The organism is Phenylobacterium ferrooxidans, from assembly GCF_042714595.1.
GTDB classification, from domain to species: domain Bacteria; phylum Pseudomonadota; class Alphaproteobacteria; order Caulobacterales; family Caulobacteraceae; genus Phenylobacterium; species Phenylobacterium ferrooxidans.
In genome coordinates this window covers 1-21,043 of the sequence record NZ_JAOTJD010000007.1, presented here as the reverse complement: position 1 = coordinate 21,043, position 21,043 = coordinate 1, and the positions used below count along the sequence as shown (strand labels likewise).

The 21,043-nt window shown below is 67.9% G+C and carries 20 protein-coding genes; 12 read left to right on the top strand and 8 right to left on the bottom strand.

From position 1 onward, the window contains the following. Window positions 1-11: 11 nt before the first annotated feature. Entirely contained in the window at window positions 12-902 is an 891-nt protein-coding gene (locus OCL97_RS05400) for a pirin family protein (RefSeq protein WP_377368290.1), read from the top strand. A 13-nt stretch (window positions 903-915) separates the two neighbouring features. Here the strand turns inward: OCL97_RS05400 and pgsA are convergent, their stop codons facing one another. After that, window positions 916-1,536 (bottom strand): CDP-diacylglycerol--glycerol-3-phosphate 3-phosphatidyltransferase, encoded by a 621-nt coding sequence (gene pgsA, locus OCL97_RS05395; protein WP_377368438.1) that lies wholly within the window; start codon window positions 1,534-1,536, stop codon window positions 916-918. A 35-nt stretch (window positions 1,537-1,571) separates the two neighbouring features. Next, complete coding sequence (gene uvrC / locus OCL97_RS05390) at window positions 1,572-3,440, bottom strand: excinuclease ABC subunit UvrC (RefSeq protein WP_377368288.1); 1,869 nt, start codon at window positions 3,438-3,440, stop codon at window positions 1,572-1,574. A 112-nt stretch (window positions 3,441-3,552) separates the two neighbouring features. Here uvrC and OCL97_RS05385 point away from each other — a divergent pair, with 112 nt between their 5' ends. Continuing rightward, on the top strand, window positions 3,553-5,049 hold the full coding sequence (locus OCL97_RS05385; protein WP_377368286.1) for an HWE histidine kinase domain-containing protein: 1,497 nt from the start codon (window positions 3,553-3,555) through the stop codon (window positions 5,047-5,049). On the opposite strand, the gene OCL97_RS05380 is transcribed toward OCL97_RS05385, so the two are convergent. Continuing rightward, window positions 5,046-5,918 carry an NAD-dependent epimerase/dehydratase family protein gene (locus tag OCL97_RS05380; protein WP_377368284.1) on the bottom strand — a complete coding sequence of 291 codons (873 nt, stop codon included), beginning with the start codon at window positions 5,916-5,918 and terminating at the stop codon, window positions 5,046-5,048. The two genes, OCL97_RS05385 and OCL97_RS05380, sit on opposite strands and share 4 nt — an antisense overlap. A gap of 231 nt (window positions 5,919-6,149) precedes the next feature. Further along, entirely contained in the window at window positions 6,150-7,940 is a 1,791-nt protein-coding gene (locus OCL97_RS05375) for a long-chain-acyl-CoA synthetase (protein WP_377368282.1), read from the bottom strand. 154 nt (window positions 7,941-8,094) lie between these two features. On the opposite strand from OCL97_RS05375, the gene OCL97_RS05370 reads away from it, so the two are divergent. The 4 genes from OCL97_RS05370 to OCL97_RS05355 all read left to right on the top strand — a co-directional run bounded on the left by OCL97_RS05370 (window position 8,095) and on the right by OCL97_RS05355 (window position 10,503). Continuing rightward, entirely contained in the window at window positions 8,095-8,826 is a 732-nt protein-coding gene (locus OCL97_RS05370) for an HAD family hydrolase (protein ID WP_377368280.1), read from the top strand. 243 nt (window positions 8,827-9,069) lie between these two features. Then, window positions 9,070-9,714: a hypothetical protein gene (locus OCL97_RS05365; RefSeq protein WP_377368278.1), complete on the top strand. Its 645-nt coding sequence runs from the start codon at window positions 9,070-9,072 to the stop codon at window positions 9,712-9,714. A gap of 106 nt (window positions 9,715-9,820) precedes the next feature. Continuing rightward, a complete protein-coding gene (locus OCL97_RS05360) occupies window positions 9,821-10,123 on the top strand; it encodes a type II toxin-antitoxin system Phd/YefM family antitoxin (protein ID WP_377368276.1) in 303 nt (100 codons plus the stop codon). Beyond that, window positions 10,120-10,503 carry a type II toxin-antitoxin system VapC family toxin gene (locus OCL97_RS05355; RefSeq protein ID WP_377368274.1) on the top strand — a complete coding sequence of 128 codons (384 nt, stop codon included), beginning with the start codon at window positions 10,120-10,122 and terminating at the stop codon, window positions 10,501-10,503. Before OCL97_RS05360 ends, OCL97_RS05355 begins: the two co-directional genes overlap by 4 nt. Here the strand turns inward: OCL97_RS05355 and OCL97_RS05350 are convergent. Then, on the bottom strand, window positions 10,500-11,522 hold the full coding sequence (locus tag OCL97_RS05350) for a glycosyltransferase (protein WP_377368272.1): 1,023 nt from the start codon (window positions 11,520-11,522) through the stop codon (window positions 10,500-10,502). The genes OCL97_RS05355 and OCL97_RS05350 overlap by 4 nt on opposite strands. Before the next feature lie 298 nt (window positions 11,523-11,820). On the opposite strand from OCL97_RS05350, the gene OCL97_RS05345 reads away from it, so the two are divergent. Together OCL97_RS05345 and OCL97_RS05340 are read left to right on the top strand one after the other, a co-directional pair. After that, window positions 11,821-13,722: a methyl-accepting chemotaxis protein gene (locus OCL97_RS05345; RefSeq protein ID WP_377368270.1), complete on the top strand. Its 1,902-nt coding sequence runs from the start codon at window positions 11,821-11,823 to the stop codon at window positions 13,720-13,722. Window positions 13,723-13,776: 54 nt separating this feature from the next. Beyond that, window positions 13,777-14,334, top strand: coding sequence for a hypothetical protein (locus tag OCL97_RS05340; protein WP_377368268.1), 558 nt, complete (start codon window positions 13,777-13,779; stop codon window positions 14,332-14,334). Here OCL97_RS05340 and OCL97_RS05335 read toward each other — a convergent pair. Continuing rightward, entirely contained in the window at window positions 14,309-14,938 is a 630-nt protein-coding gene (locus tag OCL97_RS05335) for a class I SAM-dependent methyltransferase (protein WP_377368266.1), read from the bottom strand. The genes OCL97_RS05340 and OCL97_RS05335 overlap by 26 nt on opposite strands. Then, a complete protein-coding gene (locus tag OCL97_RS05330) occupies window positions 14,935-15,459 on the bottom strand; it encodes a SixA phosphatase family protein (protein WP_377368264.1) in 525 nt (174 codons plus the stop codon). The genes OCL97_RS05335 and OCL97_RS05330 overlap by 4 nt, the downstream gene beginning before the upstream one ends. 250 nt (window positions 15,460-15,709) lie before the next feature. Here OCL97_RS05330 and coaD point away from each other — a divergent pair, with 250 nt between their 5' ends. The 3 genes from coaD (at window position 15,710) to OCL97_RS05315 (ending at window position 17,349) form a co-directional block, all read left to right on the top strand. After that, complete coding sequence (gene coaD, locus OCL97_RS05325) at window positions 15,710-16,264, top strand: pantetheine-phosphate adenylyltransferase (RefSeq protein ID WP_377368262.1); 555 nt, start codon at window positions 15,710-15,712, stop codon at window positions 16,262-16,264. A 10-nt stretch (window positions 16,265-16,274) separates the two neighbouring features. Then, a complete protein-coding gene (locus OCL97_RS05320; RefSeq protein WP_377368260.1) occupies window positions 16,275-16,745 on the top strand; it encodes an HtaA domain-containing protein in 471 nt (156 codons plus the stop codon). A 121-nt stretch (window positions 16,746-16,866) separates the two neighbouring features. Further along, window positions 16,867-17,349: a hypothetical protein gene (locus OCL97_RS05315; protein ID WP_377368258.1), complete on the top strand. Its 483-nt coding sequence runs from the start codon at window positions 16,867-16,869 to the stop codon at window positions 17,347-17,349. 143 nt (window positions 17,350-17,492) lie between these two features. Here the strand turns inward: OCL97_RS05315 and OCL97_RS05310 are convergent, their stop codons facing one another. Further along, window positions 17,493-19,301 carry an Ig-like domain-containing protein gene (locus OCL97_RS05310; RefSeq protein WP_377368256.1) on the bottom strand — a complete coding sequence of 603 codons (1,809 nt, stop codon included), beginning with the start codon at window positions 19,299-19,301 and terminating at the stop codon, window positions 17,493-17,495. Window positions 19,302-19,519: 218 nt separating this feature from the next. Between OCL97_RS05310 and OCL97_RS05305 the strand changes: the two genes are divergently transcribed. Further along, window positions 19,520-20,521 carry a helix-turn-helix domain-containing protein gene (locus tag OCL97_RS05305; protein WP_377368254.1) on the top strand — a complete coding sequence of 334 codons (1,002 nt, stop codon included), beginning with the start codon at window positions 19,520-19,522 and terminating at the stop codon, window positions 20,519-20,521. The last annotated feature ends 522 nt before the right edge of the window (window positions 20,522-21,043 follow it).

Genomic DNA, 21,043 nt, shown 5'->3' with positions numbered 1-21,043 from the left:
GCTTCCTTCCCATGATCGACCTCGTCATTGAACAACGCCGCAAGGACCTTGGCGGGTTCGAGGTGGGGCGGGTTCTGCCGTTCCATGCCCACCGGATGGTGGGGCCCTTCATCTTCTTCGACCACATGGGTCCGGCCGATTTCACCGCCGGCTTCCCCCGCAGCGTCGATGTCCGCCCCCATCCCCACATCGGCCTGTCCACCGTCAGCTATCTGTTCGAAGGCCAGATGACCCACCGCGACTCGGTGGGCGCCACCCAGGTGGTGAACCCCGGCGAGGTGAACTGGATGACCGCGGGCCGCGGCATCACCCACTCCGAGCGCTTTGAGGAACTCCGCGCGCATGGCGGGCGCATGGACGGCATCCAGACCTGGGTCGCCCTGCCGGACGGCCAGGAGGAGATCGATCCGGCCTTCTACCACCACGACGTCGCCGACCTGCCGACCTATGAGGAAAACGGCATGTGGGCCCGGCTGATCGTCGGCAAGGCCTTCGGGGCGGAGGCGCGGGTCAAGACCCACTCGCCGATGTTCTATGTCCATTGGGCCCTGCAAGCCGGCGCCAAGGCGCAGTTGCCGGCGGAGTATCCCGAGCGCGCGGCCTATGTGGCCCACGGCGAGGTCGAGGTGCTGGGCCAGACCTTCCGCGAAGGCCAGATGATCGTGTTCAAGCCTGGCGAGCCGGTGTTGTTCACCGCCGTCACGCCGGCCATCGTCATGCTGCTGGGGGGCGAGCCGGTGGGCCCGCGCTTCATCGAGTGGAACTTCGTCTCATCGTCGAAGAAGCGCATTGAGCAGGCCAAGGCCGATTGGCGCGCCGGCCGCATGAAGCTGCCCGACGCCGACGACCAGGAGTTCATCCCCCTGCCCGAGCCGTCCCCGCCCGCCAATCCGATGAGCTAGAGCGCGTCAGGCTCTAGGCGGCCAACGCCTTGCGCGTCTGGTCCCAGTACTGCCAGCCGGTGATCAGGGTCACCAGGGCGGCCAGCCACAGCACCGTATGGGCGAAGATCATCACCGGGCCCTGGATGGACGGGTCCGACGGCAGCTGGAACGCCGCCCACGAGGCCACCAGCAGCTCCGCGCCCAGGCCCACAAGCTGCAGGGTGGTCTTCCACTTGGCCAGCAGGGTGACCGGAAGCTTGATCCCCCGGCCCGCGCCGACCTCGCGCAGGGCGCTGACCGTGAACTCGCGGAACAGGATCAGGCCCACCGGCAGCACCACGGCCGGTTGAGGGCCGAGCGCCATCAGGCCCAGGATCGCGCCCGCCACCAGCACCTTGTCGCCGATCGGATCGAGGATCGCGCCCCAGACCGTCACGGCGTCGAACTTGCGCGCCAGCCAGCCGTCGAAATAGTCGGTCACCGCGGCGATCACGAAGGCCCAGAAGGCGAACCGTTGCAGGGCGAACTGGGTGTCTGGCGTCAGGTTCTCGCTGACATAGGGCACGCCGCCCGCCGCAGCGGCCAGGGCCACGAACATGAGGACCGTCAGGATCAGGCGGCCGGTGGACAGGATGTTGGGCAGGGACTTCATCATGGCAGTCTAACGCCTCAGCTTGCCGAGAGTCGCTAGGCCTTGCGGAAGAAGTCGAAGATCCGCTGAGCCAGGGGCTCGCTGACCCCCTCCACCTTCATGATGTCGTCCACCGAGGCGCGGCTCACCCCGCGGGCCGAGCCGAAAGCGTGCAGCAGGGCGCGCTTGCGGCCGGGACCCACGCCCTCGATCTCGTCCAGCGGGTTCTTCTTCATGTCGATGGACCGCTTGATGCGGTGGGTGCCGATGGCGAAGCGGTGGGCCTCGTCGCGCAGGCGCTGCAGGTAGTAGAGAACCGGCGACTTGGGCTCGAGCATGAACTGCGGCTTGCCGGCCACGTGGAAGCGCTCCAGCCCAGCGTCGCGATCAGGCCCCTTGGCGACGCCCACGACGGGGATGTCGTCCACCCCCAGGTCGGCCATCACCTCCATCACCGCCGAGATCTGGCCTGCACCGCCGTCGATCAGCACCAGGTCGGGCCGCGGGCTGGAGGCCTCGCCGGACTCCTCCTCCTTGACCATCCGGCCGAAGCGGCGCCGCAGCACCTCCTTCATCATCCCGAAGTCGTCGCCGGGGGTGAGGTCCGTGCCCTTGATGTTGAACTTGCGGTACTGGTTCTTGTTGAAGCCCTCGGGCCCGGCCACGATCATGCCGCCGACGGCGTTCGTGCCCATGATGTGGCTGTTGTCATAGACCTCGATCCGCTCGGGCGGGGCCTCCAGGCCGAAGGCCTCGGCCACCCCGGCCAGCAGTTTCCCCTGCGCCGAGCTCTCGCTCATCTTGCGCCCCAGGGCCTCGCGGGCATTGGTCAGGGCGTGGTCCACCAGACCCTTCTTCTCCCCCTTCTGCGGCCGGCTGATCTCCACCTTGCGGCCGGCCTTCAGGGAGAAGGCCTCGCACAGCAGCTCCCGCTCGGCCGGCTCCACATTGGTCAGGATCAGGCGCGGGATCGGCTTGTCGTCATAGAACTGGCCGAGGAAGGCGCTCATCACGTCGATGTCCTCGTCGGACTTGTCGACCCGGGGGAAGTAGGCGCGGTTGCCCCAGTTCTGGCCCGCCCGGAAGAAGAACACCTGGACGCAGGCCTGCCCGCCCTCGGCGAACAGCGCGAAGACGTCGGCCTCGTCCAGGGTCTCGGGATTGATCTGCTGTTCCTGGGCCACCGAGGCCAGGGCCCGGATGCGGTCGCGCAGGCGCGCGGCCCGCTCGAACTCCATGTCGTCGGAGGCCGCCTGCATCTCGCCTGACATCCTGGAGATCACCGCCCGGCTCTTGCCGCGCAGGAAGTCCTCGGCCTGCTCCACCAGGGCGCCGTAGTCCTCCAGGCTGACGAGCCCGGTGCAGGGCGCGGCGCAGCGCTTGATCTGGTGCAGCATGCAAGGCCGGGTGCGGCTCTCATAGACGCTGTCGGAGCACGACCGCAGCAGGAAGGCCTTCTGCAGGGTGTTGAGCGTGCGGTTCACCGCCCAGGCGCTGGCGAAGGGCCCGAAATAGTCGCCCTTGATGGTGTGGGCGCCGCGATGCTTGCGCAGCTGGGCGGCCGGGTGTTCGCGGCGGATGACGATCTCGGGGAAGCTCTTGTCGTCCCGCAGCAGCACGTTGAAACGCGGCTTCAACTGCTTGATCAGGTTGATCTCGAGAAACAGGGCGTCGGTCTCGGTGCGGACCGTGACGAACTCCATGGACCGGGTCAGGTCCACCATCAGGGCGATGCGCTGGGTGTGGAAGCGCCCCTGGGCGTACTGCAGCACCCGCTTCTTCAGGGAGCGCGCCTTGCCCACATAGAGGACCTCGCCGTCCTCCCCCATCATGCGATAGACCCCCGGCGCGTCCGGCAGGCGTCTCACCTCGTCCTTGATCAGGGCCGCGCCCTTCAGGGGCGCCAGGGTCACGTCCGTGGGCATGCCGCAGATATAGGCGAGTCCGCCGCGATGCGCAGCGGCGGCGCGACCTTTCGTCAGGCTTCGACTTTTCGCCCGGTGCGCTATGTACCAGGTTCGCTAAGAGTGACCTCGCTTGGGCGCCCCCGCGGGCTTCAAGGCTATGCGGGACGACGTGTTGCAGCAGATCGACTTCCAGGCCCTCTTCGACGTCCTGCCCAGCCCCTACATGGTGCTGGACCGGACGCTGCGGTACGTCGCCGCCAACCAGGCCTATGTCCAGGTGGTCGGCCGGACCCGCGAGGAACTGCTGGGCCGGGACATCTTTGAGCTGTTCCCCGATCCCGGCGAGAGCGGCCGCCTGCTGCGGGCCTCCTTCCAGCGCGTCATCGAGACCCGCCATGCCGACAGCATGGCGCTTATCTCCTACGCCATCGAACGCCCGGCCAGCCGCGGCGGCGGGATGGAGATGCGCTACTGGTCGGCGGTCCATACACCCCTGCTGGGCGACGACGGCGAGGTGGCGTTCATCGTCCAGAACACCGTCGACGTCACCGAGCTCCAGGCCCTGAAGGATACGGCCCAAGGTCCCGGAGCCCTGGCCCCCGGGCCCGGCGAGACCAGCCTGCTCCAACGGGTGCAGGAGGTGCAGGAGGCCAACCTCTCCCTGCTGCAGGAGACCGGCGAGCTGCGCGACATCTTCCGCCAGGCGCCCGGCTTCATGGCCGTGCTCACCGGGCGCGACCTCACCTTCACCCTCGCCAACGACGCTTATAATCAACTCATCGGCCATCGCCCGGTCATCGGTCGTCCGGTGGCCGTGGCCCTGCCCGAGGTGCGCGGCCAGGGCTTCATTCAGCTGCTCGAAGGGGTGATGGCCAGCCGCGAACCCTTCATCGGCCGGTCGATCAGCGTCCTCCTCCAGCGCGCGCCCGACGGACCGCCCGAGGAGCGCTTCCTGGACTTCATCTACCAGCCGATCCTCGGCGCCGACGGGCAGGCGGCCGGGGTCTTCGTGGAAGGCAGCGACGTCACCGACCGGGTGCGCGCCGAGGAGCAGCAGAAGCTGCTGCTGGACGAGCTGAACCACCGGGTGAAGAACACGCTCGCCACCGTCCAGTCGATCGCCGCCCAGACCCTGCGCACCAGCCCCGACCCCCAGGCCTTCAAGGAGGCCTTCGAGTCCCGCCTGATGGCGCTCTCCTCCACTCACGACCTGCTCACCGCCTCCAGCTGGCGCGGCGCCGACCTGCGCGACATCCTGGGCGCCGAGTTCCGGCCCCATGGCGTCGAGCGCTACAAGCTGGAGGGTCCCGACCTCGGCCTCTCGCCGTCCCAGGCCCTGGCCCTGGGGCTGCTGTTCCACGAACTGGCCACCAACGCCGCCAAGTACGGCGCGCTCTCCAGTCCCGAGGGCTGCGTGAAGGTGAACTGGACTTTGGCCGACCAGCGCCTGGTGATCACCTGGACCGAGGAGAAGGGCCCCAAGGTCACAGCCCCCACCCGCAAGGGCTTCGGCTCACGCCTGATCGAGCGCAGCCTCAAGGGCGAACTCGGCGGCGAGGCGACGCTCGACTACCGCCAGGACGGCCTCCACTGTCAGGTGATCCTGCCCCTGAAGCCGGCCGTCTAAGCTCGGCGGGGCTGGGTCTTCGCGCCCGGAGTCTGACCGATATAGTCGATCAGGGCGCGGGTCGGCGACCAGCCCAGCAGGCGTGTCTTCGAGGTATCGATGTCGGCGCTCATCCGGTTGCCGGCCACCTCTGGCCCCATGACGATCTCGCCGCCGAACATCTCCGCCACCTCCAGGATCGAATAGGCGCGGCTGTCTCCCAGGCCGAAGTCGTCGCCGACCCCGTTCTCGCCCACCAGGACCAGGCCCTCAACGATGTCGTCGATGTGGGTGAAGTTGCGCTTCTGGGTGCCGGGCGCATTCACCCGCAACTGCTCGCCGGCCAGGCGGCGCTGGCGGAAGATCTCGATCAGGGTGCCATAGGCCCCGGCCCGCTCGCCGGGTCCGTAGACGTTGTAGAAGTAGGTGATGGCGTACTGCAGGCCGTACCAGTCGCCATAGTTGCGGACGAGTTCGGTATTGGTGGCCTTGGTCCAGGCATAGGGGCTCTGGTCGCGACCCAGCCCGCCGTCGCCGAACTTGGTGGACGACCCGGCGTAGAGCAGCTTGCAGCCCTTGGTCCGCCAGAACTCCAGCACGCCGAAGCTGCCGGCCTTGTTCAGGTCCCAGACCGTCGCCGGCTCCAGCAGGCTCTTCTCCACGCGGGAATATTCCCCCAGGTGGAAGATCAGGTCCGGCGTCTCGGGCACCAGGGCCGCGACATCCTTGGTGTGGCCCTCGCGGTAGTCGACGCCCGCGACATGGGCGTCCTTCGTCCCTGCGAAATAGTTGTCGAGCGAGATGACCTTGTGGCCTTCGGCGACAAGGCGCGCGCAGAGCGACGAACCGATGAACCCGGCGCCGCCGGTGACGAGAATGAGCTTGGCCATGACGAGAGAATGGTCCGGTAGGGTTTAAAGCGGTCTTAGCCGGGCGGGTTTTTTGGCTGGCCCTATCAGATGCTCCCCCACTGGGGGAGCTGTCAGCGAAGCTGACTGAGGGGGACTTTGACTCTTGTTCTACGGCGACTGGTGTCGACTACGTCGATCCCCCTCCGGCCTGCCGCTTCGCGAGAGCCCACCTCCCCCACATCGTCGCTACGCGCCTGGGGGAGGATCTACTCAGAGCTTCACGCCGCCGGCCTCCAGCTTGGCGAAGCCGGCCTTGGTCAGCTTCACATAGCCCTTGGCGCCGTCCTTGTAGAACATCGCCCCCTTCACCTTGCCGGGGTCGAAGCCGTCGGTCACCAGGTCGAGCTTGCGGTACTTGAAGGTGCCCGTGGTCTCGATGGCCGGCAGGATGCGCACGAACACCGGCTGGGCGTAGGGCGGCAGGTCGGCGGCCACCTGGTCGCCGAAGACCTTGATGTCGAAATCTGCGTCCACCACCAGGCCAGCCATGCCAGCTCGGCCGTCGGCGCCGGGAACCTCGACGCCATAGACATTCGCCTCGGTGACCCCCGGCACGGCCTGCAGCCGTTCGGCCACCTCACCGGTGGAGACGTTCTCGCCCTTCCAGCGGAAGGTGTCGCCGATCCGGTCGATGAAGTAGAAATAGCCGTCACCGTCAGCCTTCATCAGGTCGCCGGTGCGGAACCAGGCGTCGCCCTTCTCGAACACGTCGCGCAGGATCTTCCGGTCCGAGGCGACCTTGTCGACATAGCCGGTATATTCGCTTCGCGCGTCGCCCTGGCCGATTTTGCCGATGCACTCCCCCACCTGGCCCGGCCCGCATTCGATGCAGAAACCGTCGGTCCCGCGGATCGGCGCCTCGGCCTCGACGTCGAATTGGACCAGGCGGATGTTGAACCGATTGCGCAGCCACTTGGGCGCACGTCCGATGGCGCCGGTGCGGCCATCGAAGTTGAACATCGACACATTGCCTTCGGTGGAGCCGTAGAACTCCAGGATCTCGGGAATCCGGAACCGCGACTTCATCTCCGCCCAGACATCGGGGCGCAGGCCGTTGCCAAAGGCCAGGCGCAGCTTGTGGCGGGTGTCGTCCTCCCCCGGCGGCTGGTTCACCAGGTAGCGGCACAGCTCGCCGATATAGACGAACATCGTGGCTTCCTCGGCCACCACGTCGGACCAGAAGTGCGTGGCGGAGAACTTCTTCTTCAGCACCACCGAGCCGCCGTTCAGCAGGGCCGCGCCCAGGCCGCAGAGCCCCCCCGTGGAGTGATAGAGCGGCAGGGGGTTGTAGATCCGGTCATGCTCCGTGGCCCCGGTGGAGCCCGCGAAGCCGCGCATGAACAGCTGGGCCCGCACATGGGTGATCCGCGCCGCCTTGGGCAGGCCGGTCGTGCCGGAGGTGTAGATGAACAGGGCCGTGTCGCTCGCCGTCATCCCCTCGCGCACCGAACGGTCGGGCGGCAGGGAGCTGCAGCTCTTCAAGGCCTGCGAAAGGTCGCGTTGATCGCCCACCGCGTGGCCCAGCACCCATTGCTGCATGGGTCTGTCCAGCAGCCCCTTGGCCTGCTCGAAGGCGATGGACGTCTCGGAGTCGACGATGGCGTGACCGGCGCCGGAGATGTTCAGGCAATGGGCGAGCGCCGCGCCTGAGAGCTGATTGTTGATCAGGGCGGTGATCACCCCGACCTTGGTCAGGCCATACCAGATGGGAAAATATTCCAGCCGGTTGGGCATGAACAGCGCCACGCTCTGGCCGCGCCGCAGGTTGTTGGTCTTGGCCCAATGGGCGTAGCGATTGGCGATGGCGTCCATCTCGCCGTAGGTCAGCGTCTTGCCCTCGAAGGTCAGGGCCGGCTTCTCACGCCACTGATCCACGGCGGCCTGCAGATCGTCGCAGACCAGGTTGGGCGAGGTGGGCGCAATGGTCTTCACCCGCTTCAGGGTGCGGTTGAGCCCGCGTACGAACCGCCACTCACGTTCGAGCCGGGCCTTAAAACTCATGCGTACCCTCCGACGTCCGCGCCACCTTGGCGGGGCGGCGAGGCGCGGGTCAAGCGGGGCTTTGGACACCCGTTGTCACACCCGCGTCAGACAGGGTCCACCGTGGCGGAAAGGACTCAGTCCAACGACTCGGTTCACGGGCTAGGCTGGTTCCATGACCCTGCTGCCCCGCGCAATTCTGTTCGACCTGGACGACACCCTCATCTCCCTGGGCCGCCGCCCACAGCTGCTGGCCGAGGTGGCCGAAGAGTTCGCCGCCGACCTCACGCCCCCCGGCCCCGCCAGGGTTGCGGAGGAGATGGAGAACGCCTTCCGCGCCTTCTGGTCGGACGCCGAGCGCCACAAGCGCGGGCGCATGGACCTGGCCGCGGCGCGGCTCGGTGTCGTCACTGGGGTCTTCGCCGACCTTCGGCGGCGAACGCCCGGCCTGCCCCCGGAAACCGGCCGGGCCTTCGCCGCGCGCTTCGACGCCTATCGCGAGGAACAGATCCGCTTCTTCCCTGGCGCGGTGGAGGCCATCGACGAGCTGAAACGGCGTGGCGTGAAGCTCGCCCTGGTCACCAACGGCGCGGCGGCGGTGCAACGGGCGAAGATCGAGAGGTTTGACCTCGCCCACCGCTTCGACCACATCCAGATCGAGGGCGAGGCCGGGTTCGGCAAGCCGGAGGAGCAGGCCTACCTCCACGCCATGGCCGCCCTCGGCGTGCAGGCCCACGAGACATGGATGGTGGGCGACAATCTCGAATGGGAGGTGGCCGGGCCTCAGCGCCTGGGCATCCACGCCATCTGGCACGATCACCTGGGAGAGGGCCTGCCCGCGGAAAGCTTGGTCAGGCCCGACCGCATCATCCGATCGATTGGCGAACTGACGGAAAATTTGAGCTGAGCGTCAAATGGGGCGGGTTTACGTCGAAAATTGGAGAGATTTCGGCGCGTTCCGAAAAGGACAGGAGCCGTTTGATCCGAAAATTAGGAAGTTTCCGAAAAAAATATGACTCGCCTCAAGCCCATGTTTTATTGGGTGTTGCGGCGTTTTTGACACACCAGACCCGAGATCTACCGGTGAAAACACGGAACGTGTGACCAGACCCCTCGTTTAACCTCTCGAACAACATTGGGAGGTCTTAAAGTGACGACCGAATATAGCCCCTTCGCCAAGCCGACTGTCGCCGCGTCTGATCTTGAGCGCCGAGACGCCGAGCCTGGTTCCGATACGCCGATGTTTGCGGAAACTCCGATCTATGCCCGACCCAAGGCCGGCAGGGCCAAGGGGGGTGTAAATCCCCTGGTCTACGCGGCGGTTCCGGCCATCGCCCTGGCGATTGGCGCCGGCGTCATGTTCATGGGCGGCCCCAAGGACGAGGCGGCTCCGCCCCCGAGCGCCACCAACACCATGGCTCCGGCCCCGATGCTGGCTCCCACTCAGACCGCCGCGGTGACCACGCCGCCGGTCATGGCGCCGGAAGCGCCCGCTGACACCAGGCTGGCCAGAATCGAGACGCCCAGGGCCACGGCTCGCGTCGCCCCGACCCGTGTGGCCCGGGCCCGCCCCGCGACCTCCGCCGTGAGCGCCGAGGGTTCAGGGACCAACGCCAGCGCCACGATCCCGGCGACGCCGCAGGCCTATTCCGGTTTGGCCCAGACCTCGGCGTCGGCCCCGGCCGCCATCGTGGTCCCGCCGGTGACAGCGGCTCCCGAAGCGGTCAACCCGGCTCCGTCCGAGGCGACCCCTGATTCGGCTCAGCCCGAGGCGATCACCGTTCCGACCCCGTAAGGGTGACTGGAACTCAGGGCTGGAGCCACCCCTCTCACCAGCCCTGCCGAACTGGGCGGCGCCTCCGGGCGCCGCCCTTTTTCGTGGTCAATTGACTTTGGACCACATGTTGGACCAATATATTGGACCACTTAATAGTCCATCGGTTCAAATGCGCATTTCCGTCACTGAGGCCAAGGCTCAACTTACCGAGCTGGTGCGCCGGGCGGAGTCGGGGGAGGAGGTCATTCTCACCCGCCATGGGCAGGCGGCTGCGCGACTCACGCCTGTTCGAACTCAACCAGACCCCCGGACTCGCCGGGCGATCATCGACGCGGTGCGCCGAGCCGGCGCCGCCAAGGCTAGCCCCGGCCCATCCGCGGAACGTAGCCAGGACTTTCTCTATGGCGAGGATGGTCTGCCGGAATGATCGTCGTCGACACCTCTGCTCTGCTGGCCATCGTGTTGGACGAGGCGGTGAGCGAGACCAGCATCGCCGTGCTGGAAGCCGAGACTGAGGTTCTGATCTCCGCGGCGACCCTCGCCGAGGCGCTCATCGTCGCCGCCCGACGCGGGGTCGCCACTGAGGTTGACCAGCTTGTGGTCGGACTCGCCTTCACGGTCATTCCCGTTGGCGAATCCGCGGCGCGTCTGGTGAGCCAGGCCTACGCGCAGTGGGGCAAGGGGCTCCACCCTGCCGGTCTCAACTATGGCGACTGCTTCGCCTACGCTCTGGCCAAAGAGAACGACTGCGCCCTGCTCTTCATCGGCGACGATTTCTCGCGCACCGATGTGAAGGTCGCAGCCTAGCGGAGGGAAGCCAGCTCACGGTAGCGTGCGGCCGCAGCCTTCGGACCGAAGGTCTCGTACAGCGTCGCCAGATTGTGGGCGGCCATGAAGCTGCCCCGGCCGCGCACCGAGCCGTCGAGATGCGGCTGCTCCCCGATCTCCAGACAGGTCTTCCAGGCCGCTTCGGCCATCGGCAGCAGCTCGCTCACCGCGCGCGCCGGGTCTGACATCGCGCATTGCAGATAGAGGTCCCCCACCGCGAAGTGGAAGTCCGGCGACCCGGACCAGGCAGGCCGCTCGGCTTCGGCCAAGGCCCGCGCCTCGTCCAGCTGACCGGCGTCCTTCAGGGCCGTCAGCCCCCGCACCACCAGGCCATGGCGCCACGGCGCGTCGGTCGGCGCCAGGCGCAGGGCCTCGGTGAAGCACAGCGCCGCCTGGGGCGGATGCCCCCGCGCCTGATGCTCCTTGGCCAGCTGGAACCAGAGATAGGGGTCCTCCGGATGGTCCCGCAGGTCGGCCATCAGCAGGACCTCGTTGCGGTCCCCCTTCCGCGCCAGGCTGGCCTGCGTGAACCCGTCGTGCCCCAGCAACAGGGGCAGGCGCACACCGCGCTCGGGCCCCGCTGGCTGCTCATGGATGCGGCCTGTGTAACGGACCCCGCGTGGGAGCACCCGGGGGATCCAGGTCTGGGCCACCGCCTCGTCGGCCAGCTGGTTGTCCCGGCGCACCCAGCCCATGGTGTCGGGCTCCAGGACCGCCAGCGCCTCACCCCCGCTCTCGATCCATTCGTCGGCGTCCAGCACCAGATTCCAGTCGGCGGGCGACAGGTCCAGCGAGGCGTTGCGCGCGGCCGCGAAGTCGTCGCACCAGGCGAACTCGTGCACCTGGGCGCCGCAGGCCCGTGCGATCTCCTGGGTGCCATCGATCGATCCGGTGTCCAGCACGATCATCAGGTCGACATGGGCCGCCGCGCTGTCGAGCGCCCGGGCGATCTGGTGAGCCTCGTCCCGAGCGATCATCACCAAGGCCAGGCGGGTCATTGTCGTCTCCGGAATGGCGCCGACCATGAGAGATCAGGGTTAATCGTCGCTTACGCACGCCACACGTCCAGGCTTGTTGCGGGCCGGCGCGACGCACGCCGGCATCTTCGAGACCCAGGCCTTGGACGTGATCCTGATGGTCATGCAGATGCCGGTCATGGACGCCGGTTCCCGCAAGGCCTGTGGCCCGCTGTCGCAGGCGACCCTGCGTCAACCGCTGGTAACCATTCGCTCAAGTGGGCCGAGGTAGATGCGAGATCGCCGGCGCCGCGACGCCGGCCCCAAGGCGGACCCGGACATGTCATTCAACAACCTCAAGATTTCTCGCAAGCTCACCGCGGGCTTCGCCGCCGTCACCCTGACCATGGCCGGCATGGGCGCGGCGACCTTCCTGTCCTTCCAGTCCCTGGAGACCGCGCGGGCCGAGACCGACGAGAGCCGCCAGACCATCCAGACCCTGAACGAGGCCAAGTTCTTCCTGGCCCGCCAGGAGAACAGCTATCGCGGCTTCCTCCTCTCGGCGAACCCCTACTATGTCGAGCGCATCGCCAAGCACCGGGCCAACTTTAAGGCGCGCCTGGCCGCCGCCGCCCCCCTGCTCGCCGACACGCCCAAGGACCTGGAAACCCTCACCGCCATCGGCGCGGCCGCTGACCGCTGGCATAGCGAGATCGCGCAGGCCGGCCAGGTGCTGGCCGCCGACCCCGCCACCCGCCAGCAGGCGGTCGATATGATCTCCCCCGACGGCGCCGCCGACGGCCTGATCGCCCCGGCCGAGGACGGCATTGAGGCGATCTTCGACAGTGAGACCAAGCGCCTCGCCGGCCTCGCCGCCCGCCAGACCGCCATCACCCGCAGCGCCTATCTCACCCTGGCCGCCGGCCTGTTCCTGGGCCTGCTGATCGCCGTGGCCGTGGGCCTGTGGCTGACCCGCGCCATCGCCCGGCCCGTCACCGCCATGACTCGGGCCATGCGCCTGCTGGCCGGCGGCGATTTCACCGTCGACATCCCCGCCCAGGGCCGCCGCGACGAGGTCGGCCTGATGGCTGAGGCCGTGGCCGTCTTCAAGGACGCGGGCATCGAGAAGCTGCGCCTGGAGGGCATGAGCGCTGAACAGCGCCGCGCCGCCGAGGAGGAGCGCGCCCGCGCCGAGGCCGCCAAGGCCCGCGCCGCCGCCGAACAGGCCGTCGTCGTGGCCTCCCTGGCCAGCGGCCTGGAGCATCTCAGCCGCGGCGACCTCACCCATCGCGTCGCCGAGGCCTTCCCCGAGGACTACGCCAAGCTGAAGGGCGACTTCAACGCCGCCATGGGGCAGCTGCAGGACGCCATGACCATCGTGGTGGGCAATGTCCGCGGCATCCGCAACGGCTCGGGCGAGATCACCGCCGCCACCGACCACCTGTCGCGCCGCACCGAGCAACAGGCCGCCAGCCTGGAAGAGACCGCCGCCGCCCTGGAGCAGATCACCTCCACCGTCCAGCGCTCCGCCAAGGGCGCCATCGCCTGCGCCCAGGTGGTCCAGGCCGCCCGCGGCGACGCCCAGACCAGCGGCGACGTGGTGCGCCAGGCCGTCGAGGCCATGAGCGCCATCGAAGGCTCGGCCCGCGAGATCAGCGCCATCATCGGGGTGATCGACGAGATCGCCTTCCAGACCAACCTGCTGGCCCTCAACGCCGGGGTCGAGGCCGCCCGCGCCGGCGAGTCCGGCAAGGGCTTCGCCGTCGTGGCCTCCGAGGTCCGGGCGCTGGCCCAGCGCTCCGCGGAAGCCGCCAAGGAGATCAAGGTCCTGATCGGCGCCTCCTCGCGCCAGGTGGAGACCGGCGTGAAGCTGGTGGGCCAGACCGGCGAGAGCCTGCAGCGGATCATCGAGAAGGTGGCCGACATCGACAGCCTGGTCACCGAGATCGCCGCCGGCGCCCAGGAACAGGCCACCGGCCTGGCCGAGGTCAGCACGGCGGTGAACCAGATGGACCAGTTCACCCAGCAGAACGCCGCCATGGTGGAGGAAAGCACCGCCGCCAGCCACGCCCTGCGCAACGAGGCCGATGTCCTGGCCGGCTCCATCAGCCGCTTCCAGACCGGCGCGGCCCTCGAGGCCGAACGTCCCCGCGCCGCCCGCCCCGTCGCCGCCCTGAAGACCGTCAGTCGCGCCGGCGGCGCCGTCCGCAAACCCCAGGTCGAGGGCTGGGAAGAGTTCTGACGAGACGCCGGTGGGGCGCGGGCGCTAGGTTGGCGCCTCCCAAAGGTGGTCCCCATGCGTCTCCTCTTCGCCCTGATCCTCGCCCTGTGCGCCGCGCCCCTGACGGTCCAGGCCCAGACCCCCGCCGACGCCTTTTTCGCGTCCCTGAGCCGTCTCTGCGGCCAGACCTTCTCAGGCGTGGTGGTGGAGGGTGACCCCACCGCCGACGCCGCCATGCGCCAGGCCAGGCTCACCATGACCGTGGCGGCCTGCGCCGCCGACGAGATCCGCATCCCCTTCCAGGTCGGCGAGGACCGCTCCCGCACCTGGGTCGTCACCCGCCTGCCTGGGGGCCGCCTGCGGCTCAAGCACGACCATCGCCACGCCGACGGGTCGGAGGACGAGGTTTCGCAATATGGCGGCGACACCGCCGGGCCGGGCGCGCCTGACCTGCAGCGTTTCCCCGCCGACGCCTATTCCATCGCCATGTTCACCCGCACCGGCCGGGCGGTCTCCAACACCAATGTCTGGTCCCTGGGCCTGACGCCGGAGGTCTTCACCTACGAGCTCGCCCGACCCGGCCGCCTGTTCCGCGTGGCCTTTGATCTTACCAAGCCTGCGCCCGTCCCATGACCACCGTCATCGGATCACCATTTCGCCCGTCCCGCAGCCGGTGGACCTCGACGTCCGTGAACCCGGCCGCCTCCAGATAGAGCTCGATCAGCCGGGCGTGGCCCTGCGGGCCGAGGTCGCGCCACACCGCCACGGCCTTGGTGGGGAAGCAGCGGTTGGAATAGCTCACCACCAGCGGCGCGCCAGGACGCAGGGTCCGGGCCACCTGCGCCAGCACGTCCACGGGCTGCTGCAGGTACTGGATCCCCACGCAGATCATCGCGGCGTCCAGGCTTTCGTCCGCCAGGTCCAGGCGCGGGTCGCGGTTCAGGTCCTGCACGAACCACCTCGACAGCCGCGGATTGGCGGCCAGCTCCTGCGCGTTCATGCCGTGCCCGATCACCTCGCCATAGGCGACTTCGGGGGGCAGGTGGCTGACCCAGCTGCTCATCAGGTCCAGCAGCCGCCCGCCCGCCGGCAGCACCTGGCGGTAGAACCCGGTCAGGGCCGCGATGGCGGCCTCATCGATGTGGGTCTTCAGCCGGGCCTGCGCGTAGAACTCGGCGTCGTCCCCGTCGTCTTCCCTGGCGAAGGCGTCGGGGGGCAGTTGGGACAGGGGGCTCATGCTGAGCACGCCTCGGTCGGCGCGCCATAGCGCGTGTGGATGGCCCGCGTCGCCGGCCCGCCCAGCTCCAGCACCGTCATCTTGTCGTACTCGCAATCGGTGGGCGCCACCGGGGCGGGATCTCCGAGCGCCCGGGCGATCTGCGCCACCGTATTGCTGTGCCCGACGATCAGCACGGTGTCGCCGGGCCCGGCCTTGCGCGCCTCGTCGGCCAGGCGCTGGGCGTGAGCGGCATCCCCGCCTTCGAAGCCGATCGCCGCCACCGTCCAGCCGGCGGCGTCGGCGGTCGGGGCGGCGGTCTGGCCTGTGCGCCGAAGCGGCGTCGCCAGCACCATCCTCACCCTCGCCCCCGACAACGCCTTCGCCAGGGCAAGCGCGCGGGCCTTGCCGGCGGGCGAGAGGTCCACGTCGCCGGTCGGGGCGACCTTCTCCGCGTGGCGGACGATGACCACGGTCTGGGCCTGGGCCGGGAGGGCGACGAGGGCGGCCGCCAGGGCCGCGCTGAGCAGGCGCTGAATCATTCCGTGACCATAGCATTGCGGCGGAGAGCCCCCCTCACCCTACCCTCTCCCCCAGGGGGGAGAGGAGAGTTCAACGGCAGGTCTCGAGCTATCCCCTCCTCTCCCCCTACGCGGGGGAGAGGGTAGGGTGAGGGGGCCGTCGGACCGCTAGGTCTATCCCACCCAGAAAATCCTCCGCGCGCCGGGGCTTGCGCATCGGCTCCGCATCGCGGAACTCTTCGCGCCCCAGCGAGGCGTTCAAGGTTCCCACATGCGTAAGTCCGGCCCCACCAAGGCGCTCTATGCGGGGTCGTTCGATCCGGTCACCCGGGGCCACCTGGACATCATCGGCAAGGCGCTCTCGACCTTCGACGCCGTCCACGTCGCCATCGGCACAAATGTCCGCAAGGGCCGCACCTTCGGCGTCCAGGAAAGCCGCCAGCTGATCGTCGACTCGGTCACCGAGCTGTGGCCCCAGGCCGCCGATCCAGACGGGACCGACGGCCTGTTCGGCGGCGCCCTGGAGGTCGCCGACTACGCCAACCGCAGCCTGATCGGCTACGCCCACGAGATCGGCGCCACCCACATCGTGCGCGGCCTGCGCGAGGCCAGCGACTTCAACGACGAGTTCAACCTGCACGGCGTCGCCGGCCGCATCGACCCCCGGGTGCTGATGGTCCACTTCATCTGCGAGTCCCAGTTCCTGCACGTCTCCTCCAGCACCGCCAAGGAACTGGCCTTCGTGGGCGAGGGCATCGGCTGGCTGGTCATGCCCTGCGTCGAGGCCGCCTTCGCCGCCCGCCGCGGCCCGTCCGGGATCGATTGAGGAGAGCCCCATGCAAACCATCAGAACCCTCAGCTGGGGCGTGAGACAGAGCTTCCGGGCCTATGTCGAAGGCGCCGGCGGCAAGACCCAGACCAGCGAAGGCGCCCAGACCGCCGCCGACGGCGGCTTCGTCTTCGCAGCCGGCCCCGACAGCACCCTGGCGCTCGACGAGGCCGGCAGGCTGACCGGACGCGGGACCTTCACCGGCATTGTCCACTTCGAGGCCCACGGCGGCATGCTCAAGGTCTGGATGGTCGATCCCATCCTCGAGATCACCGACGCCGGCGCCGTCCTCACCGTCGCCGACCACCCCACCCGCACCTACCGCCTGGAAGCCGCCAGGCTGGACCTCGGGGCCATGGCGACCGCGCCCGGCGAGCTCGCCCTCCCCGCCGCCCTGCTGATGTTCGGCAGCCAATGGCTGGGCGGCAACTACCCGGCCGGCACGGCGCTCGATCCTGTGCGGCTGGGGGTGGGCTAGGCCTGGCCCGATAGTCTCCGCATCCTCGGGAGGAGATCGGTAATTTCAATACTCAGTTGTAAAACCGTCTAACGTCCCCGTGACTGCTGCTGTTTCGGCAAGGTCATAAGGAGTGAATGCCGTGAAGATTTTCAATTTGGCGCCTGTGGTCTGCGGCCTGATCGTCATGTGCTACGGTGTTGAGGCGCAGGCGCATCCCTGCAGCGGGATCAAGTCGGCCCACTGTTCCTGCACCGCAACCTTGGGACTTGGCGGAGCCCTGCTAGTCAGCCGGACTAATCACGGGGCCTGCTACAATCAGCAAACCAACGTGCTGCCCACCAGCAATTGCGCGTCGTATTGCTCAACACAGCTGGGCTATCTGCAGAGCGCTGCGGACTCCGCCCTGGCCGCGGCTGCGATTTGTGGCTCGCAGACTATCGTCATGAAATTCTCCGCCGGCACGAACCTGCCGACGCCCTGGAACTCGCAAGCCCGTTTCGGCTGCATCGCCAGCACCGGCTCGTCGGGCGGAACGGGAGTTGGAACGGGGAGCGGCCCCAACGTCAGCGGCAATAGTGAGCGCGTTCGGGCTAGGGCCGCGCCTGCCCAGGGCGACAAATGACGGAATTTCGCGGAATTTCGGGGAATTTCGGGGAATTTCGGTGACAGTGCATTCAATTCTCAACCCACGCGGGATATATATGCACTGTCACCGAATTCTTCACCGAATTCTTCGGGCTGGCCGGCGCCGTTTTTGCCGCTGATTCAGATGAACACGAAGTTGTCGGCGGTGAATTCATTCAGACTGATGTCTGCGACCGTAATTGAGTTGGCGCCATCGAGTTGGATGCGGATTCCGTATGAATCATCGCCCGCAGCGGCGTTCAGCACCTGCGCCAGGCTGCTGAAGCCGTAAGCGGAGAGGTCGATCACGTCGTGGCCAGGGCCTGCGCCGGGCCGGAATCCGTGGAGCTGATCGTGTCCGCTTCCTGGCCCAACCACCACCGTGTCAGAGCCATAGTCTCCTCTGAAATACCCTCGCTCGGACAGATAGATCAGGTCGTCGCCTGCGCCACCTGTGACCATGTCGTCGCCGCGTCCGGGTTGGATGACGTCGCCGTTTGGGGTGCCGATCACAGTGGCTTGGGCTGAGAAGAAGGCCTCATAGTTTCCGAGACGGTAGTCGAGGGTGGCCGAACCGGTCACAGCTCCAAAATCCACGACCGTCGGACTGCCGGTATAGGCGTAGGAGGTGACCGCCACGACTCCGGTCAGGTCGCCAGCGGCCATCACGCCTCCACCGCTGGTGGAGATCAGAACGTCGGTGCGGTCGGCTCCGACGACCTGCACCCCGCCGGCGAGACCGCCGCCCGGCCCATTGATCTGCAAGGATTGCGGCGAGGCGCTTCCGGGCTGGATCGAGAGGACGTCGAAGCCCCCGCCGCCGACGAAACTGTCGCCGTTCGTGTCCGCGATCATGAAGAAGGTCGCGACCTCCCCGGACGTCGGCGCCACGAAGTGATCGACGCCGCCGCCGCCCCGGACCTCGATTGAAGTCAGTCCTGTGGCGGCGGAGAAATCGAAGCTGGAGTTGAGGGAGAAGTCGCCTTCCTGGTCCGTATAAAGACCCAGGCGGTCAATTCCGGCGACGCTGACGGCGGCGCCGTTGAATGTCCAGGTGGAGCCGGCGACGGTCAGATTCCCGTCGCCTTCGGTCCTGATGTCGAGATAGTCGGACGCCGAACCGACCCCCTGGATGACGTCCCCCGCCCCAAACTCGCCGGGACCGAACTGGACGTAGGCCGAGCCCGTGGCCGCGGTCGCGCTGAGGTTGATCGTGTCGGCGCCGGAACCTGGCGCCAATCGCGGACTGAGGTCACCCACACCGCCGAAATTGATCACATCATCGCCGTTCCCGCCATAGACCTCGCCGAACACAATGAACCCCGTGCCGCCTTCCAGGGTGAGCACGTCATCGCCGTCGCCGCCATCAAGCGAAGCGCGGGTAAAGAAACCGCCGGCTGGGCCGCTGCTGACGATGGTGTCATTTCCGTCGCCGCCCTCGGCGCCGCCGTAGGCGAAATCGATATAGTCGCGGCCGCCAAGGCCGCTGATGTAGTCCTGGCCGCCATTGCCAAGGATGGTGTCGTCACCCTCAGTGCCGACGAGGTTCTCGTCGACGGGGCCATCACTCTCTCCGTTCAGGGTCACCGAAACGGTGGCGTAGCTGACCACCCCGTTCCCCATGCGGATGGCATAGGTGAAGCTGTCGGCGCCGACCTCGCCCTCGTTCAGATGGTCGAAGGCCTGGCCGGGGTCGTAGACCACCTTGCCGCCCTCAAAACGCACCGTGGCGCCGCTGGCCAGGATCATCGCCACGTCCGGGGCGGTGTAGACGCCGGGATTGGCCTGGTCCAACGACCACAGCGCCTTGCCATTTCCGCCGGCGTCGTTGGCCATGACATCGATCGTGATGACTTGGTTTTCGCCGCCCGAAGCCGCGTCGGCCTTGGCTTGCGGCCCCGCCTTCACGTTTTGCGCAACCTTGGTCGTGGTGCTCGCGGCCTTCGACATGCAATATCCCCCTACACTTTGTTTGAGCGTACTTCCTGGGCAGTCTGTGTTTAGAAGGATGGGAAGTCATTATCCTGGGGTTCTCCGAATCTTGACCCAGCGTCGCACTTGCATCACCTGGAGGTTGAGGGCGGCGAACACTTGCCTGTTGGGCTGCGGAGCGCCCCTTCGGCGCAAGGCGCGCCGCCAAGGGGATCGCCATCTCTAGATCGCCGGCTGTGCGGAGAGACCTGTGGGTTCTCGACGCCTGCGAGCAGGCCGACGCCGCTGAGCAATACCGGCGGGCCTGCGCAGGCATCTTCGCCGTTGAGCTCTTGGGGGCCGACGCCACCTTCTCCAATCGCATGGAGAGCTTTCACATCGAGGCGGCGATATTCTCCCGTTGCGAGGGCGTCGCGCAGCGGTTCGACCGGTCTCCCGCTCACCTGGTGGCGGACGGCGGCGACAATGTGCAGGTGGTTCTCGACCTTCCCGGCAATCGGTGGGAGGGCGACTACGACGGACGGCTCGTCGACAGCAGAATGGGCGTCCTGCGCCTGATCGACTGGTCGCGGCCGTTCCAGTTCCGCGCCGACGCGTTCACAACGCTCAATCTGATGCTGCCGCGAGCCTTGCTTGGCCCCGCGGCGGGCTTCGACCTGCATGGGTTGGTCGCGCCGGAGAACAGCCCAAGCTGCCGGCTCCTGGCGGGGTTCATGCACGCGCTCTGGGAGAATCTCCCCAACCTGACCGCCGCCGAGGCGCGACCGATGGCCACGGCGGCGAGCGCCCTGGTTCAAGCGCTGATCTTCGCCCAGGCCGGCGTCGCCTGGGAGGACGCGCGGCCGGCGGACAAGGTCAGCATGGTTCGGGCGCGGAGCCTGATCGACGCGCGGCTCGATGACCCGGACCTCACGCCCGAAAGCGTCGCGGCCGAGCTGGGCGTCTCCCGCGCCAAGCTTTATCGGTTGTTCAAGCCCCTCGGTGGCGTCAGCGCCTTCGTGCAGATTCGCCGCCTGGACAACGCCTTCCGCGCGATCATGGAGGACAGGGGTGGCGCGGTTTCGCTCAGCGAGGTCGGCTACCGGCACGGCTTCCGCTCCGACGCCAACTTCAATCGGGCCTTCCGCCGCCGCTTTGGCGCGCCGCCCGGACGGCTGCGCAACGCCGCGGAGGGGGGTGAACCCCTCAATGACCATCGCCGCCCCGACCTCATTTGGGATTGGCTTAGAGACCTCTAGCCGCCGGACCTGCGGCGACCCGTCCCCTGAACGATCGGCGATCTGCGGCCTTCGACGCCGCCTACGCCCGGAGCACCACCGGGGCGCCGGGCGTAGGCGGTAGGGACGCCCCTTTTTGGTGGGGACGCCGGGGGTCGAACCCGGACGGGCCGAGGCCCGACGGAACTTAAGTCGCTTGAGCGGCAGGCCGCGCTCGGCTTCCTGGGCCGCATGCTCGGCGCTTGGGCGCCCAGAATAGCTCGCGCATGGAGCGCTTGCCGCATCGAGGCGACTGAGACGTCTCCGTCATCCCCGGGCTTGTCCTCCGCCACGGCAATCAGAGGGATCAGCGACCCACGCCCGACTTGCCGCGCAATCGATGCTCATGGCTGAGTGTTTCCAGGCCGTCGCCCACGACGGATGTGCAAAGGCGATCGAGGACTCTGATGACCCGCCTCCCGGACGAGATCTCCTCAGGCGCCCGCCGGCGCGCGGCCGCCGTCGCCGCCCTCCTGGCGCTCGCCCTGGCCGCCTGCTCGGGCC

Coding starts and splice junctions, on each gene's coding strand:
- OCL97_RS05370 (WP_377368280.1), top strand. CDS start 8,095: ATGACCCTGCTGCCCCGCGCAATTCTGTTCGACCTGGACGACACCCTC.
- OCL97_RS05350 (WP_377368272.1), bottom strand. CDS start 11,522: ATGACCCGCCTGGCCTTGGTGATGATCGCTCGGGACGAGGCTCACCAG.
- OCL97_RS05355 (WP_377368274.1), top strand. CDS start 10,120: ATGATCGTCGTCGACACCTCTGCTCTGCTGGCCATCGTGTTGGACGAG.
- pgsA (WP_377368438.1), bottom strand. CDS start 1,536: ATGAAGTCCCTGCCCAACATCCTGTCCACCGGCCGCCTGATCCTGACG.
- OCL97_RS05400 (WP_377368290.1), top strand. CDS start 12: ATGATCGACCTCGTCATTGAACAACGCCGCAAGGACCTTGGCGGGTTC.
- OCL97_RS05320 (WP_377368260.1), top strand. CDS start 16,275: ATGCAAACCATCAGAACCCTCAGCTGGGGCGTGAGACAGAGCTTCCGG.
- OCL97_RS05310 (WP_377368256.1), bottom strand. CDS start 19,301: ATGTCGAAGGCCGCGAGCACCACGACCAAGGTTGCGCAAAACGTGAAG.
- OCL97_RS05345 (WP_377368270.1), top strand. CDS start 11,821: ATGTCATTCAACAACCTCAAGATTTCTCGCAAGCTCACCGCGGGCTTC.
- OCL97_RS05330 (WP_377368264.1), bottom strand. CDS start 15,459: ATGATTCAGCGCCTGCTCAGCGCGGCCCTGGCGGCCGCCCTCGTCGCC.
- OCL97_RS05360 (WP_377368276.1), top strand. CDS start 9,821: ATGTTGGACCAATATATTGGACCACTTAATAGTCCATCGGTTCAAATG.
- OCL97_RS05380 (WP_377368284.1), bottom strand. CDS start 5,918: ATGGCCAAGCTCATTCTCGTCACCGGCGGCGCCGGGTTCATCGGTTCG.
- uvrC (WP_377368288.1), bottom strand. CDS start 3,440: ATGCCCACGGACGTGACCCTGGCGCCCCTGAAGGGCGCGGCCCTGATC.
- coaD (WP_377368262.1), top strand. CDS start 15,710: ATGCGTAAGTCCGGCCCCACCAAGGCGCTCTATGCGGGGTCGTTCGAT.
- OCL97_RS05340 (WP_377368268.1), top strand. CDS start 13,777: ATGCGTCTCCTCTTCGCCCTGATCCTCGCCCTGTGCGCCGCGCCCCTG.
- OCL97_RS05375 (WP_377368282.1), bottom strand. CDS start 7,940: ATGAGTTTTAAGGCCCGGCTCGAACGTGAGTGGCGGTTCGTACGCGGG.
- OCL97_RS05335 (WP_377368266.1), bottom strand. CDS start 14,938: ATGAGCCCCCTGTCCCAACTGCCCCCCGACGCCTTCGCCAGGGAAGAC.